Genomic DNA, 12,286 nt, shown 5'->3' on the forward strand with positions numbered 1-12,286 from the left:
TACGGGCTGTGGGGCGGTGGCGGACCCCGGGCGGCGGCGCCCCGGGGGGCCCGCTCGCCGCCCGGGCCGGTCCCCCGGGGGGGGGGGCCCCGCCCGCCGCCTCGTCCGGGGATCAGGCCCCGGCGTCACGTTCCGCGATACGGCGCAGCACGTGCTCCTGCACCGCGCCGAGCGAGGTGATCGACCGGGCGGTCTTCTCGTCGATCGGTTCCAGGTCGAACTCGTCCTCCAACGCGAAGGCGAGTTCCATCAGGGCCAGCGAGTGGAAGCCGAGGTCCTGGACCAGGGCCGTCTCCTCCCCACGCAGGCCGTCGGGGTTGGGCGCCAGGTCGAGCACGATGGCCTGGACCTGAGCGCGGATCTGCTCGTCGGACTGCTTCGGCCCCACGACCGTCGGGGTCTGCTCACTCATGGTCGCTACTTCCTTCCGGATCGCCCGGCTCACCGGAGCTGTGCGGGTTGATGGACGGGAACGGGTTCCGCGGGTCGGTGCGGTCCCACAGACGGGGTCTGGTAACTGCGCAGCACGGCGGCGAGCACCGGCACCGCGGCCGTGGTCCATCCGGCGACCGCCGCGTCGAGGTCGCCGAACTCCTCCTCGAGCACCGCCAGGCCGCGGACCGGCACCACGGCGCCCAGCTCCACCAGCAGTGGCCGTAGTTGGGCGTCGGCGACGTACCGGTGCTGCGCCCAGCCGGCGGTCGTCACCGGCACGGCGACCGTGCCCGGACGCAGGCCCTCGCGGGGGAGCATGTCGAGGAAGAGCTTCAGCAGGCCGGTGTAGGAGCCCTTGAAGGTCGGGCTCACCACCACCAGCAGACCGGGTCCGCGGACCCGGGCGACCACCCGCTCCAGGGGCGCGTGGGCGGCGGTGCCGGCGATCAGCCGGGACGGCAGGTCCGCGCCGAGCTCGGCCAGGTCGACCAGGTGCGGCTCGCCGAGGTCCACGCCGAGTTCGGCCAGACCGGTACGCAGCGCGCCGGTCACGTGCCGGGCCACGGTGGAGGTACGCGAGCCCCGGCGCGGATTGCCGATCAGGACGGTGGCCGGTACGGCTCGGGGATCTGTCGGAGGGGTCGTCCGCTCGGGCGCGTGCTGCCGCAGGTCGGTCACCGGTCTCCTTCCGGTTCGGCCAGCAGCCCCCGCCGGCGGAGCAGCGGCAGCACACCCTCACCGAAGGTGTACGCCTCCTCCAGGTGCGGCTGGCCGGAGAGGATCAGATGGTCGAGGCCGAGCGCGTGGTACTCCTCGATCCGGTCGGCCACCTCGACGTGGCTGCCGACCAGGGCGGCACCCGCGCCCGGTCGGACCAGCCCGTACCCGGCCCACACGTTCGGGTAGACCTCCAGGCTCTCGGTCCGGCCCCGGTGCAGGGCGGCCATCCGGCGTTGCCCCTCGGACTCGGTGCGCGCGAAGCGCCGCTGGGCGGCGGCGATGGTGTCCGGGTGCATCCCGGCCACCAGCCGGTGCGCGACGTCCCACGCCTCCTCGGCGGTGTCCCGGCTGATCACGTGGAACCGGGATCCGTAGGACAGCTCGCGGCCCTGCGCGTCGGCCCGGTCCCGGACCTTCTTGACCAGGGCGGCCAGTTGCTCGGGTGGCTCGCCCCAGGCCAGGTAGACGTCGGCGTGCCGGGCGGCCACGTCGTGCGCGGCGGCCGAGGAGCCGCCGAGGAAGACCGGCGGGGTGAGCGGGTGTGCCCGGGTCAGCCGACCTGCCCGGACCCGGTAGTGGGTGCCCTCGAAGTCGTACGTGCCGCCGGACCAGGCGCGGCCGAACACGTCGAGGAACTCCTCGGCCCGCGCGTAGCGCTGGTCGTGGTCGAGCCAGTCGCCGTAGCGCAACTGCTCGTCGCGGTCGCCGCCGGTGACCACGTTGAGCAGCAACCGGCCGCCGGAGAGGCGTTGCAGGGTGGCGGCCATCTGCGCGGCGATCGTCGGGGCCACCGACCCGGGGCGTACCGCGACCATGAAGTGCAGCCGGCGGGTCCGGTCCGCCAGGGCGGCCGACACCAGCCAGGGGTCCTCGCAGAACAGCCCGGTCGGCACCAGGGCGCCGGTGAAACCGAACCGGTCGGCGGCCATCGCCACCTGCGCCAGGTAGTCGATGTCCGGCGCGCGCCGGACGTTGTCCGCCGGGTCGACGGGGGCGCCCTGCGGGGTCTTCGCCACCTCACGGCCGTCACCGTGGGACGGGAGGAACCAGTGCAGGTGAAGTGGCATGTGGACCTTCCTGTCACAGCAGTGGTCGTGTGAGCGGTCGCGTCCGGCGGGTACAGGCACCCCCGCTCCCTGCGCGCTACCAGGTAGGGCTGGTCGAAGCCTCTCAGCACCCGGATGCGGTGTCAAGAGTGTGTGACGCCAGTGTCGTGTTGTGTGGTGCTTGTTCGTGGTGCCGTCAGCCGCCGCGCCTGGTCCGCAGTGGTGCGGTCGGTTCGGCGGCCAGCCGGGCGGCCAGGTCCGCATAGCCGGCCAGGAACGCCTGCGCCTCGGCGGGCGGGTACGCGGTGGTGCGGTGGTAGAAGACCGCACGCAGGTCCGCCGTGCCGACCGGGGCCACCGCCAGCTCGAACTGGAACCGGCTGCCCAGCCCCGGCGGCACCAGCAGTTCGAAGCCGACGCCCGCCGACTCCGTCCGGTGCTGCACCTCAGCCATCACGTTGAACAGCACGTCGTCGGCGCGCCGGCCGCCGGTCTGCACCACGTCCAGCGGCAGCATCTGGTACGGCAGGTCCTGGTAGGTGAAGGCGCCGATGGCCGCCCCGTGCGCCTGCCCGACCAGGTCGGCGAAGGTCTCGGCCTGCCCGACCCGGGCCCGCAGCAGCACCATGTTGGCCAGCAGGCCGACGGTCTCCCGCAGCTCGGGACGGGACCGGTTGGCGAACATCGAGGCCACCGCCAGGTCGTCCTGACCGGTGATGCGGTGCAGGTGGTGGTAGAAGACCGCCAGCAGCACCGCGAACAGGGTGCTCCGCTGGGTACGGGCCAGCGCGCGCAGCCGGGCCACCGCCTCCCGGTCCAGGTCGACCGCCACGTCGGAGGTGGCCGGACCGTCCGACGGTGTAGCGGCGACGGCGGACGTGCCCACCGCCGGCAGTTCGCTGCCGGTCAACTGCCGCCGCCAGTAGTCCCGGTGCCGGCGCAACCCGTCGCCGTCGAGCAGTTCCTGCTGCCAGCGGACGAACTCCGCGTACTGCCAGCCGGTGGCGGGCAGCCGCGCCGGCACCCCGAGGGCCTGCGCGTAGAGCACGCCGAGGTCCCGGAAGAGGATGCCGGTGGACCAGGCGTCGGTGACCAGGTGGTGCAGGTTCAGGCAGAGCACGTGCTCGTCCGGCCCGAGCCGCCACAGCGTGCTCCGCGCGGGCCACTCGGTCGGGTCGATCGCGGTCCGCAGCTCGGCGCGGATCGCCTGGTCGACGGCGGCGGCCGGGTCCGGCTGGTCGGACAGGTCCACCCGGCGGGCGGCGGCCGGTGTCGGCGGGTGCACGACCTGGGCCAACCGCGCGCCCCGACCGGTGAAGGTGGTCCGCAGCGAATCGTGTCGGGCGCTGAGGGCGGACAACGCGGCGTCCAGCGCGTCGGCGTCGACCCGACCGGTGAGCCGACACAGCAGCGGGCAGCTCAGCGCACCGAAGTCGGCGCGGTAGTGCTTGATCATCCAGAGGAGTCGTTGGGCCACGGACGCTGGTGTCTGTTGTGTGTCCACGCACGGACCATAGCGTCACCGCATTGGCATCGGTGGGGTCTCTGGGTACCTTGTGTCGTATGAGCTTTGTCGTGCCGGCCCGCGTCGACACCACACTCACCTGGGACTACGAAGCCTCCGATCCACGGCTCGTGGCGCTCTACGAACGGGCCAAGGAAGCCCAGTGGAAGGTCTCCGACGTCGACTGGTCGGTGCCGGTGCCGTTCGGCGAACCGCTGCCGGACGACTCCGCCTTCGCGATGGCCGCGTTCGCCGCCTCGCCGCTCGCGCCGCGTGGTCCCCGGGCCTGGGACGCGTTCCGGTGGGAGTTCCAGTCCTGGATGGTCAGTCAGTTCCTGCACGGTGAGCAGGCCGCAATGATCGTCGCGGCCCGGCTGGTGGAGACCGTGCCGGACCTGGACAGCAAGTTCTACGCCGCCACCCAGGCCGTGGACGAGGCCCGGCACGTGGAGGTCTTCTCCCGGTACCTGCGGGAGAAGATCCCCGAACCGTATCCGGTCTCCGAGCCGCTGCGGGAGCTGCTCACCGACATCCTGTCCGACTCGCGCTGGGACGTCACCGCGCTCGGCATGCAGATCATGGTCGAGGCGATCGCGATGGCCTCGTTCCGGCTCTCCAACAGCAGCTTCCACGACCCGCTGATCAAGGAGCTGACCCATCTCGTGGCCCGGGACGAGGCCCGGCACGTCACCTTCGGCGTGCTCTCCCTCTCCGGGCTCTACGACCAGCTCACCACGGCCGAGCGGGCCGAGCGGGAGGAACTGGTCCTGGACGCCGCGGCGCTGATCCGTCGGCGGTTCCTGCTCGACGACATCTGGGAGCGCCTGGAGGTGAACCGCGCCGAGGGCGTCGCCTTCGCCACCAACCACGACCTGATGATCAAGTACCGGCAGGCGGTGTTCTCGCGGGTGGCGGTGGCGCTCGGGCAGATCGGCCTGATGACCGAACCGGTCCGCACCGGACTGGACAAGCTGGGCCTGTTGCAGTTCGCCGGTGAGCGGCTGCGCATCCGAAGGGGGAGACTGGCATGACGGCCACCCGACGCAATCTCGACCTGACCGCCGTGGTCCGGCTCGGCGAGTTGGGGGACCAGATCACCCCGTTCGCCCTGCGGGCCGCCTGCGACCTGCACATCGCCGACCTGCTGGCCGACGGTCCGCGACCGGTGTCCGAGCTGGCCGCCGCAGCCGGCGCGGATCCGGGGGCGCTGCTGCGCCTGCTGCGGGCGCTGGCCGCCCGGGGCGTGTTCAGCGAGGTCGCCGACGCCACCTTCGCGCTCACCCCACTGGCCGAGCCGTTGCGCGGCGACCACCCGATGTCGCTGCGGGACAGCTTCACCCTGCTCGAATCCGACGTGCGGGCCTGGGCCGCGATCGGGCACACGCTGCGCACCGGGGAACCGGCCTTCGGGCACGTGCACGGTCAGGACTACTGGAGCTACCTCGCCGACCACCCGCAGGAGAGCGCCCGCGTCGACGACTGGATGCGCAGCGTCAACCACCTGCACCTGCGGACCGTGCTCGGGGCGTACCCGTGGCGTCGGTTCGGCACGCTGGTGGACGTCGGCGGCGGGACGGGCGGGTTCCTGGCCGGCCTGCTCACCCGCTTCCCCGGCGTGCGTGGGGTGCTGTTCGACCTGCCGCACGTGGTCGCGGGCGCGCCGAAGGTGCTGGCCGAGGCCGGCGTGGCCGACCGCTGCGAGGTGGTGCCCGGCGACGCCTTCGGCGCGGTCCCCGCCGGTGGTGACGGCTACCTGCTCAAGACGGTGCTGCCGGGCTTCGACGACGACGACGCGGCGCGCATCCTGGGCACCGTGCGCGCCGCGATGCGGCCCGACTCGCGGCTCGTCCTGCTGGAGGCGGTGCTGCCGCCCGGGGACGCCTTCGACATGGCGAAACTCTTCGACGTGCACGCGATGGTGCTCACCGGTGGCGCGCACCGCAGCGCCGAGGAGACCGGTCGGCTGCTGGAGCGGGCCGGGCTGCGGCTGACCCAGGTCATCGGGACGCCCACGCTGACCGCGATCGAGGCGTTGCCCGCCGACTGAGCACGCCCGCCGCACCGCGACCGGCGACAGGACGGTGGCCGAGCCGGGTCCTGTCTCCGGTCGCTCCGGTGAGTCGTCAGCCGAGCCGGATCGGCACCGAGGCGTACGCGCGGAACGGGGTGTCGCGTTCGCGCACGGTCGGTCCGTCCGGTTCGAGCACGGCGAGGCGGGCCAGCCGGTCGAACACCACGGCACCCTCCATCCGGGCCAGGAAGGCGCCGAGGCACAGGTGGGCGCCGCCGCCGAAGGCGACGTGCGGGTTGTCGGTGCGGCCCACGTCCAGCCGGTCCGGCCGGGTGAACCGGCGCTCGTCGTGGTTCGCCGAGCCGATCATGAGCACCAGCACCCGCCCCTTGCGGACCGTGCGTCCGCCGATCTCGATCGGCTCGTGCACGTAGCGGGCCGTGCCCTGGATCGGGGCGTCCCAGCGGAGGAACTCGTCCACCGCGGTTCCCGCCAGGGAGGGGTCGGCCCGCAGCCGGTCGAGCTGGTCCGGGTGGGCCAGCAGCGCGGCGGTGCCGGTGGTGATCATGTGTACGGTGGTCTCGAAGCCGGCGAAGAACGAGAAGACGGTGTTGTCCACGATCTCGTCGTGGGTCAGCGTGTCGCCGGACTCCTCGACGTCGAGCAGCCGGGAGAGCAGGTCGTCGCCGCGCCGGGAACGACGCTGGTCGAGCAGGTCGCCGATGTGCTCGCGCAGCCAGCGTACGGCCACGTCGGCGTCGGCGCGGGCGTGCTCGGGGACCACGGCGGTGAAGGCGCGGCCGAGGTTCATCGCGTGCCGGCGGACGTCCTCGGTGGACTCCGGCGGGATGCCCATCAGCCGGCAGACCACCTGCACCGGCAGCGGGTAGGCCAGCTCGGGGACCAGGTCCATCCGACCCGTCGCCAGGGCCGTCGTGAGCATCTCGTCGACCAGTTCCTCGACGTAGGACCGCAGTCGGCGGACGACTGCGGGGCTGAACGCGCGGCTCATCAGCCGGCGCAGCCGGACGTGGTCCGGCGGGTCGCGGTAGAGCATGATGCGCTGGAAGAAGGCGCCGGCGGGGCCGTCGCCCACGGACACCTCGTGGTAGCCGGCGGGGAACTCGCTGCCCAGCCGGGGGTCGTGTTGCAGGGCCACCACGTCGGCGAAGCGGGTGACACCCCAACTGCCCGGACCGATCCGGCAGAGCGGCCCGGCGGCGCGCAGCCGGGCGTACTCGGGGTAGGGGTCCTCGACGACGTTCGGGTCCAGGGCGTCGAACCGGGGTGCGAGGGTCGGTGCGCTCATCCGCCTAGTGTCTGTCGGGTCACCGCCGACGGGCAAGAGCGATGACGACACACCACACACTCCGTCGGCCCGGTCGGGACGTCCGATCCGTGCCGGTCAGTGGCTCCGTCGACTTTTGTCGGATGTTCGGCCGGGTGGTCGGCGGTCGATCACGTGCGGTGACCGGTTCGCCCGAACGGGCGTCGGCGGGGCCGCGCGCCGTCCTGCCGCATCCGCGGTGCGGGCGTCCTGGCCTGCGGGTCGTAGACGCTGCTCACCGTCGAGGCGTCGGTCCGGTGCCCGGGACCGGGGCCGGGCGGCCGGAGATCTTCCTGTGTAAGCACGGAAAGTGACCTGCATTGTGGTCCATCAGATTCGTCAGCGGGAGATAGCACGCGGATGTCTCAGTATTGAAGCCGATCGGTTATTCCCATCTCGCGCGAGTGCGTTCTATGGTGTGAGATCAGCAGGAGGGGGGAATTGTGTTGCCTATGGTCAAGGCCCGGAGGGTGAGTCGAACCGCCGTAGCGATTTCCGTCAGCGGCAGCGTGGATCGGAGCACGGCGGGGTACGTCACCCGCGTCGCCGAGTACATGTTGGACCATGGTGACCTGCTGCCCGACCAGGTGGAACTGGACCTGACCGACGTCACCGGCGTGGACGAGGTGGGCTTCACCTCGCTCGTCGACGTCGCGGCCGGGGCGAGCGCGGCGGGGGCCGCGGTGGTCGTGCGCTGCGGGGCGGAGCGGGCCATGCTGGAGGGGCGGCGCAGTGGACGCGGCGTGGCGTCCGAGCAGATCGGCCGCATGCTGCGGCTGCACCTGCAGTTCCTGGTGCGTCGACGCAGGTCACGACCGGCGGTGGCCGAGGCGCGGGTGGTGCGCTGGTGTCCCGGGCCACTGGCCGGGCGCAATCGGGGCTGACCGGTTCTGCGGGGGTGCGGGGCGGTCGGTCCGAAAATATATGTGTGCCGTTTCGGTCCGATTCAGAAAGACTTAACCGGATTATCCGTGCATCGGAATCTGCAATTTGCATTTGTGTGTCGGGGGTATCGCGTCGGCCGGGAATAGTTCGATTCGTGCGACGTCGATAATTGCGTGTTCAATCAATTGTGGTGTCGGGTGTCGCCTGTTCTGCCCGCGGGCGAGCCCACTACCCGACACCCCCACCCCCGCCCGGACGTGCCGCGTCGAACGCCGTCACCAGCCGCCGGGGTGCCCGGCGCCGCCAGGCGTCGGTGAGCAGCTCGGACAACTGCCCGGGATCGACCCGGTCCAGCCGGGCACTGGTCCAGCCCTGGCGTCCCCAGTGGTTGTCCGGCGCGCCGAAGGTGGCCGGGTCCTCGGCCAGGAGCGCCGCCTGCTCCTGCGGGTCGAGCCGCAGCATGACAGTGCCCGCACCGGCCGGGAAGGCGGCGAAGATCTTGTTACGGACGCGCAGGTCGGCGTTGTCGAAGTGGGCGCTGGCATGCGCCTCGGGCAGGCCCAGCGCGATCCGCCGGACCTCGTCCTCGGTGATCATCTCGGTCCCCTCCGGGTCGTGCCGGCCCGGAGCGGGCCGGCATGCTCAGGTCACCGGTGCGCCGCGCAACCGGGCGAGCGGGACGTCGGCGTCGGCGACCACGCGTCGCACCAGGGTGACATAGTCGCGGACGAAGGTGTCCGCCCACCGCGGATCGAACTCCGCCCGGGAACACAACAGCAGCGCGGAGAGCCGGTCGCCCTGCGGCACCACCACGAACTCCAGCGCGAAGCGCCGCCGTTCGAGCTGGGCCTCCATGTCGTCGAGCTCCTCACCGGCCATGTCCGCCCGGGTCATCAGGCTGCCGAGAAGCTGGAACAGCACGTCGTCGGTGCGTCCGGTGCCGCCCGCCACGGTGTCCGGCGGTAGCAACTGGTGCGGCAGGTCCTGGTGCCGCATCGCGTCCATCACCGTGGTCCGGGCCTGGGCGATCAGCTCGCTCAGTGTGGTGTCCGGCGTGAAGCGTTCTCGAAGCAGCACCATGCTGGCGAAGAAGCCCACCGTGTCGCGGACCTGCGGCTGCCCGCGGTTGGCGAAGAGCGAGGCCACGGTGAGGTCGTCGGCGCCGGTCTCGGCGTGGAGCAGGGCGTAGAACACCGCCAGCGTCACCGGGAACAGCGTGGTGCGGTGTCGGCGGGCGAGCTGCCGCAGCGCGGCCGTGGTCTCGGCGTCCACGTAGTGCTCGACGGAGATCCACGGTGGATCGCCGTCGGGCACCGGACGTCGCCTGCGGGCCGGCAGCTCCACCAGGCGCGCACCGGTCAGCTTACCGGTCCAGTAGTCGGTGAGCCGTTCCAGGTTCGCGCCGGAGAGCTGCTCGGCCTGCCAGCGGGCCCACTGCGCGTACTGCCACTGCGGCGCGGGCAGGTCGACCGTCTCGCCGGTCTCGGCCGCGTACAGCGCCCGCAGGTCACGGGCCAGCAGCGCGTTGGAGTAGTCGTCGGAGCAGTAGTGGTGCAGGGTGAGCACCACCAGGTGGTGCTCCGGGTCGAGCCGGACCACCCGTGGCCGCAGCGGCCACACCGAGGCGTCGACCCCGCTTGCCACCTCGGTGGCGACGACCTCCCGGGCGGCGGCGGCCGGGTCGGCCTCGGCCGACACGTCGGTCACCGGCACCGGCACCGGGCGCGGCTCGTGGATCTGCTGGCGCATCCGGCGACCCCGGGGGTACGTGGTCCGCAGCGGCTCGTGCCGGGCGCTCAGGGCGGTCACCGCACGGGTCATCGCCTCGTGGTCGTACGGACCACGCAGGCGCCACAGCACCTGTTCGTTGAGAGCGCTGTCCCGGCCCCGGTAGTGGTCCATCAGGGCCAGGAGGCGTTGACCGACGGAAGCGGGTTCCTCACGCACGAGCTCAGCCACGGACCGAGCCTAGAACAGCCCGTGGACCTTGTCGACTGTGGTGATAGACGTATGTAGGGTCTTGCCGCCCGGCGGGCTCTCCCGGATAGTGCTCTGTATGCGAGCCGAGACCGCGCGTCCTCACCTGTCCGCGGCGTTCCTGGCGACCCAGGACGACCCGTACCCGGCGTACGCGCAACTGCGGGAACGCGGCCCGTTGTCCCGGGCCGAGCTGGGTCAGTGGCTGGTCACCGGGCACTCCCTGGTGTCCACGCTGCTGCGCGAGACCCGGTTGGAGAGCCGGATGCCGCCGGAGTACACCCGGATCACGCTCGGCGACGGGCCGGGCGCGGAGTTCCTGGACCGGATCGTGCTGACCCGTACCCCGCCGGACCACACCCGACTGCGGCGGTTCATCGGCAGGGCGCTCGGCACCCCGGTGGCGCGCCGGCTGACCGGACACATCGGTGCGGCGGCCGACGCGCTGCTCGACCCCGCGCTGGAACGCGGCACCCTCGACGTGGTGACCGACCTCGCGGTGCCGTTGCCGGTCGGGGTGGTGTGCGACCTGATCGGGATCCCGGCCGAGGACCGGCCCGAGGTGCTGACCCGGGTGATCTCGCTGGCCAAGGTGTTCGACGCGGCGAACCTCACCCCGGCCGACCTGCACGACATCAACGCCGCGCTGCCCTGGCTGCACGATTACCTCGGCGGACTGCTCTCCGCCCGCCGCGACGAGCCCGGCGGGCCGACGCTGGCCGGCATGTACTGGGAGGAGTCGGCGACCGACCGGCTGGCCGTGGCCGACTTCGTGGACAACATGCTCTTCCTGTTCCACGCCGGCTTCGAGACCACCATGGGCCTGGTCTCCAACGGGGTCGCGGCGCTGCTCGCGCACCCGGACCAACTACGCCGGCTGCGCGCCGACCCGGGCCTGGTGCCGACCGCGGTGGAGGAGTTCCTGCGGTACGACGCACCGATCCAGAACGTGATCCGGGTGGCCCGCGAACCGGTCGAGGTGGAGGGTGTGAAGATCCGGGCGGGCCGGACGGTCCTGCTGCTGCTCGGCGCCGCCAACCGGGACGCCACCGTGTTCGCCGACGCCGAGCGCCTGGACGTCGGGCGTGACCCCAACCCGCACCTCGGGTTCGGTGGCGGGTTGCACCACTGTCTCGGCACCGCGATGGCCCGGCTGATGTCGGTGATCGTGTTCGAGCGGCTGGTGCGGACGGTGGAGATCCTCGGTCCGGCGGGGCCGCCGGTCCGACGCCGACACGCCAGCCTGCGCTCGTACGACCAGTTGCCGTTGCTGGTGCGACCGCGCTGACCCCGGGTGTGTCGGCTGTCTGGGGCGGACCCGGCTGGGTAGGGTGGATGTCGTCTGTCGACATCAGGAGGATCCACACATGTCCGATGTGGTCGCACCGGTGATCCCTTTCCTGCGCTACCGGGACCCGGGTGCCGCCATCGACTGGCTCTGCTCCGCCTTCGGGTTCACGCTGCTGGAGAAGACCACCGGCGGCGAGGGTCAGGTGGTGCACGCCGAGTTGCGGTGGGGCATCGGGACGTTCCAGCTCGGTCCGGCCGGCTCGTCCAGCCTGCCCATGGCCAGCCCCCGGGACCTGCCGCTGACCAGCCAGGGTGTCTACGTCTACGTCGGCGACGCCGTCGACGCCCACCACGACCGGGCGGTGGCGGCCGGGGCCGAGGTGGTCATGCCGCTCACCGACACCGACTACGGCTCGCGGGAGTACGTGGTCCGCGACCTGGAGGGTCACCTGTGGGGTTTCGGCAGCTACGCGCCGAAGCTCGACTGACCACCGACGGCAGAACGTCGGCTTCTTGTCGTCCGCCGGACGCAAAGAGCACATAGAGTGATTGCTCGTCCTGACAGGCTCACCGTATCGACTCCGAGGAGTGACCCATGGCCGATTCCTCCGTGCCGCCCACCGTCGCCCCCTACATCGCCTACGAGAACCCGGCCAAGGCCATCGAGTGGCTGGTGAACACGTTCGGTTTCACCACGCTCGGGGTCTTCGACGACGGCCAGGGCAACGTGTACCACGCCGAGTTGAAGATCGGTGACCATGGTCTGATCATGATCAATCCGGCCAACGGCCAGCTTCGGCTCGGCGAGCCGCGCGCGCTCGGTGCCGCCACCGCCGGCACGTTCGTCCGGGTCGAGACCGACACCGAGGTGGACGCCCTGCACGCCAAGGCGGTCGCCGGGGGCGCCGAGATCCTGCTCGCGCCGGAGAGCAAGCCGCACGACTCGTACGAGTTCACCTGCCAGGACCCGCAGGGCCACGTGTGGACGATCGCGACCTACCGGACCGCGCTCGGCTGATCCGACCCGCGACACGCCGCGGCCCCGGCACCACCGTCGGACGGTGGCACCGGGGCCGCGGGGCGTGTCGGCC

At 71.9% G+C, this 12,286-nt stretch carries 13 protein-coding genes; 6 read left to right on the forward strand and 7 right to left on the reverse strand.

All coding sequences use genetic code 11. The features are described from left to right. Nucleotides 1–112: 112 nt before the first annotated feature. The 4 genes from ACIBMZ_RS24445 to ACIBMZ_RS24460 all read right to left on the reverse strand — a co-directional run bounded on the left by ACIBMZ_RS24445 (nucleotide 113) and on the right by ACIBMZ_RS24460 (nucleotide 3,705). Nucleotides 113–412: an acyl carrier protein gene (locus ACIBMZ_RS24445; RefSeq protein WP_131057237.1), complete on the reverse strand. Its 300-nt coding sequence runs from the start codon at nucleotides 410–412 to the stop codon at nucleotides 113–115. Nucleotides 413–441: 29 nt separating this feature from the next. Next, complete coding sequence (locus ACIBMZ_RS24450) at nucleotides 442–1,113, reverse strand: NADPH-dependent FMN reductase (protein ID WP_396697535.1); 672 nt, start codon at nucleotides 1,111–1,113, stop codon at nucleotides 442–444. Continuing rightward, nucleotides 1,110–2,222 (reverse strand): LLM class flavin-dependent oxidoreductase, encoded by a 1,113-nt coding sequence (locus ACIBMZ_RS24455; RefSeq protein WP_396697537.1) that lies wholly within the window; start codon nucleotides 2,220–2,222, stop codon nucleotides 1,110–1,112. Before ACIBMZ_RS24455 ends, ACIBMZ_RS24450 begins: the two co-directional genes overlap by 4 nt. A 175-nt stretch (nucleotides 2,223–2,397) precedes the next feature. Further along, entirely contained in the window at nucleotides 2,398–3,705 is a 1,308-nt protein-coding gene (locus ACIBMZ_RS24460; RefSeq protein ID WP_396697539.1) for a condensation domain-containing protein, read from the reverse strand. A 59-nt stretch (nucleotides 3,706–3,764) separates the two neighbouring features. Here ACIBMZ_RS24460 and ACIBMZ_RS24465 point away from each other — a divergent pair, with 59 nt between their 5' ends. Together ACIBMZ_RS24465 and ACIBMZ_RS24470 are read left to right on the forward strand one after the other, a co-directional pair. After that, the gene (locus ACIBMZ_RS24465; RefSeq protein ID WP_396697541.1) at nucleotides 3,765–4,736 is read left to right on the forward strand and encodes a ferritin-like domain-containing protein; all 972 of its coding nucleotides are present in this window, start codon (nucleotides 3,765–3,767) and stop codon (nucleotides 4,734–4,736) included. Continuing rightward, nucleotides 4,733–5,752 (forward strand): methyltransferase, encoded by a 1,020-nt coding sequence (locus ACIBMZ_RS24470; protein ID WP_396697543.1) that lies wholly within the window; start codon nucleotides 4,733–4,735, stop codon nucleotides 5,750–5,752. The genes ACIBMZ_RS24465 and ACIBMZ_RS24470 overlap by 4 nt, the downstream gene beginning before the upstream one ends. A 76-nt stretch (nucleotides 5,753–5,828) precedes the next feature. Here ACIBMZ_RS24470 and ACIBMZ_RS24475 read toward each other — a convergent pair whose 3' ends face one another. Further along, nucleotides 5,829–7,025, reverse strand: a complete 1,197-nt coding sequence (locus ACIBMZ_RS24475) for a cytochrome P450 (protein WP_396697545.1) — start codon at nucleotides 7,023–7,025, stop codon at nucleotides 5,829–5,831. Nucleotides 7,026–7,552: 527 nt separating this feature from the next. On the opposite strand from ACIBMZ_RS24475, the gene ACIBMZ_RS24480 reads away from it, so the two are divergent. Next, nucleotides 7,553–7,927: a hypothetical protein gene (locus ACIBMZ_RS24480; protein WP_350694679.1), complete on the forward strand. Its 375-nt coding sequence runs from the start codon at nucleotides 7,553–7,555 to the stop codon at nucleotides 7,925–7,927. A gap of 229 nt (nucleotides 7,928–8,156) precedes the next feature. On the opposite strand, the gene ACIBMZ_RS24485 is transcribed toward ACIBMZ_RS24480, so the two are convergent. Further along, complete coding sequence (locus ACIBMZ_RS24485) at nucleotides 8,157–8,525, reverse strand: MmcQ/YjbR family DNA-binding protein (protein WP_396697548.1); 369 nt, start codon at nucleotides 8,523–8,525, stop codon at nucleotides 8,157–8,159. Between the two features lie 45 nt (nucleotides 8,526–8,570). Next, nucleotides 8,571–9,830, reverse strand: coding sequence for a condensation domain-containing protein (locus ACIBMZ_RS24490; protein WP_396697791.1), 1,260 nt, complete (start codon nucleotides 9,828–9,830; stop codon nucleotides 8,571–8,573). 154 nt (nucleotides 9,831–9,984) lie between these two features. Here ACIBMZ_RS24490 and ACIBMZ_RS24495 point away from each other — a divergent pair, with 154 nt between their 5' ends. The 3 genes from ACIBMZ_RS24495 to ACIBMZ_RS24505 all read left to right on the forward strand — a co-directional run bounded on the left by ACIBMZ_RS24495 (nucleotide 9,985) and on the right by ACIBMZ_RS24505 (nucleotide 12,213). Beyond that, on the forward strand, nucleotides 9,985–11,193 hold the full coding sequence (locus ACIBMZ_RS24495) for a cytochrome P450 (protein ID WP_396697550.1): 1,209 nt from the start codon (nucleotides 9,985–9,987) through the stop codon (nucleotides 11,191–11,193). 79 nt (nucleotides 11,194–11,272) lie between these two features. Further along, nucleotides 11,273–11,683, forward strand: coding sequence for a VOC family protein (locus tag ACIBMZ_RS24500; RefSeq protein ID WP_396697552.1), 411 nt, complete (start codon nucleotides 11,273–11,275; stop codon nucleotides 11,681–11,683). 107 nt (nucleotides 11,684–11,790) lie between these two features. After that, entirely contained in the window at nucleotides 11,791–12,213 is a 423-nt protein-coding gene (locus tag ACIBMZ_RS24505) for a VOC family protein (RefSeq protein ID WP_350694673.1), read from the forward strand. Nucleotides 12,214–12,286 lie beyond the last annotated feature (73 nt).

It is taken from the genome of Micromonospora sp. NPDC049900 (assembly GCF_044461025.1).
Classification (GTDB): Bacteria; Actinomycetota; Actinomycetes; order Mycobacteriales; family Micromonosporaceae; genus Micromonospora.

What these genes read in the sequence shown, in the direction of transcription:
- ACIBMZ_RS24465 (WP_396697541.1), top strand. Translation starts at nt 3,765, where the DNA reads ATGAGCTTTGTCGTGCCGGCCCGCGTCGACACCACACTCACCTGGGAC.
- ACIBMZ_RS24475 (WP_396697545.1), bottom strand. Translation starts at nt 7,025, where the DNA reads ATGAGCGCACCGACCCTCGCACCCCGGTTCGACGCCCTGGACCCGAAC.
- ACIBMZ_RS24455 (WP_396697537.1), bottom strand. Translation starts at nt 2,222, where the DNA reads ATGCCACTTCACCTGCACTGGTTCCTCCCGTCCCACGGTGACGGCCGT.
- ACIBMZ_RS24505 (WP_350694673.1), top strand. Translation starts at nt 11,791, where the DNA reads ATGGCCGATTCCTCCGTGCCGCCCACCGTCGCCCCCTACATCGCCTAC.
- ACIBMZ_RS24500 (WP_396697552.1), top strand. Translation starts at nt 11,273, where the DNA reads ATGTCCGATGTGGTCGCACCGGTGATCCCTTTCCTGCGCTACCGGGAC.
- ACIBMZ_RS24495 (WP_396697550.1), top strand. Translation starts at nt 9,985, where the DNA reads ATGCGAGCCGAGACCGCGCGTCCTCACCTGTCCGCGGCGTTCCTGGCG.
- ACIBMZ_RS24485 (WP_396697548.1), bottom strand. Translation starts at nt 8,525, where the DNA reads ATGATCACCGAGGACGAGGTCCGGCGGATCGCGCTGGGCCTGCCCGAG.
- ACIBMZ_RS24490 (WP_396697791.1), bottom strand. Translation starts at nt 9,830, where the DNA reads ATGGACCACTACCGGGGCCGGGACAGCGCTCTCAACGAACAGGTGCTG.
- ACIBMZ_RS24445 (WP_131057237.1), bottom strand. Translation starts at nt 412, where the DNA reads ATGAGTGAGCAGACCCCGACGGTCGTGGGGCCGAAGCAGTCCGACGAG.
- ACIBMZ_RS24470 (WP_396697543.1), top strand. Translation starts at nt 4,733, where the DNA reads ATGACGGCCACCCGACGCAATCTCGACCTGACCGCCGTGGTCCGGCTC.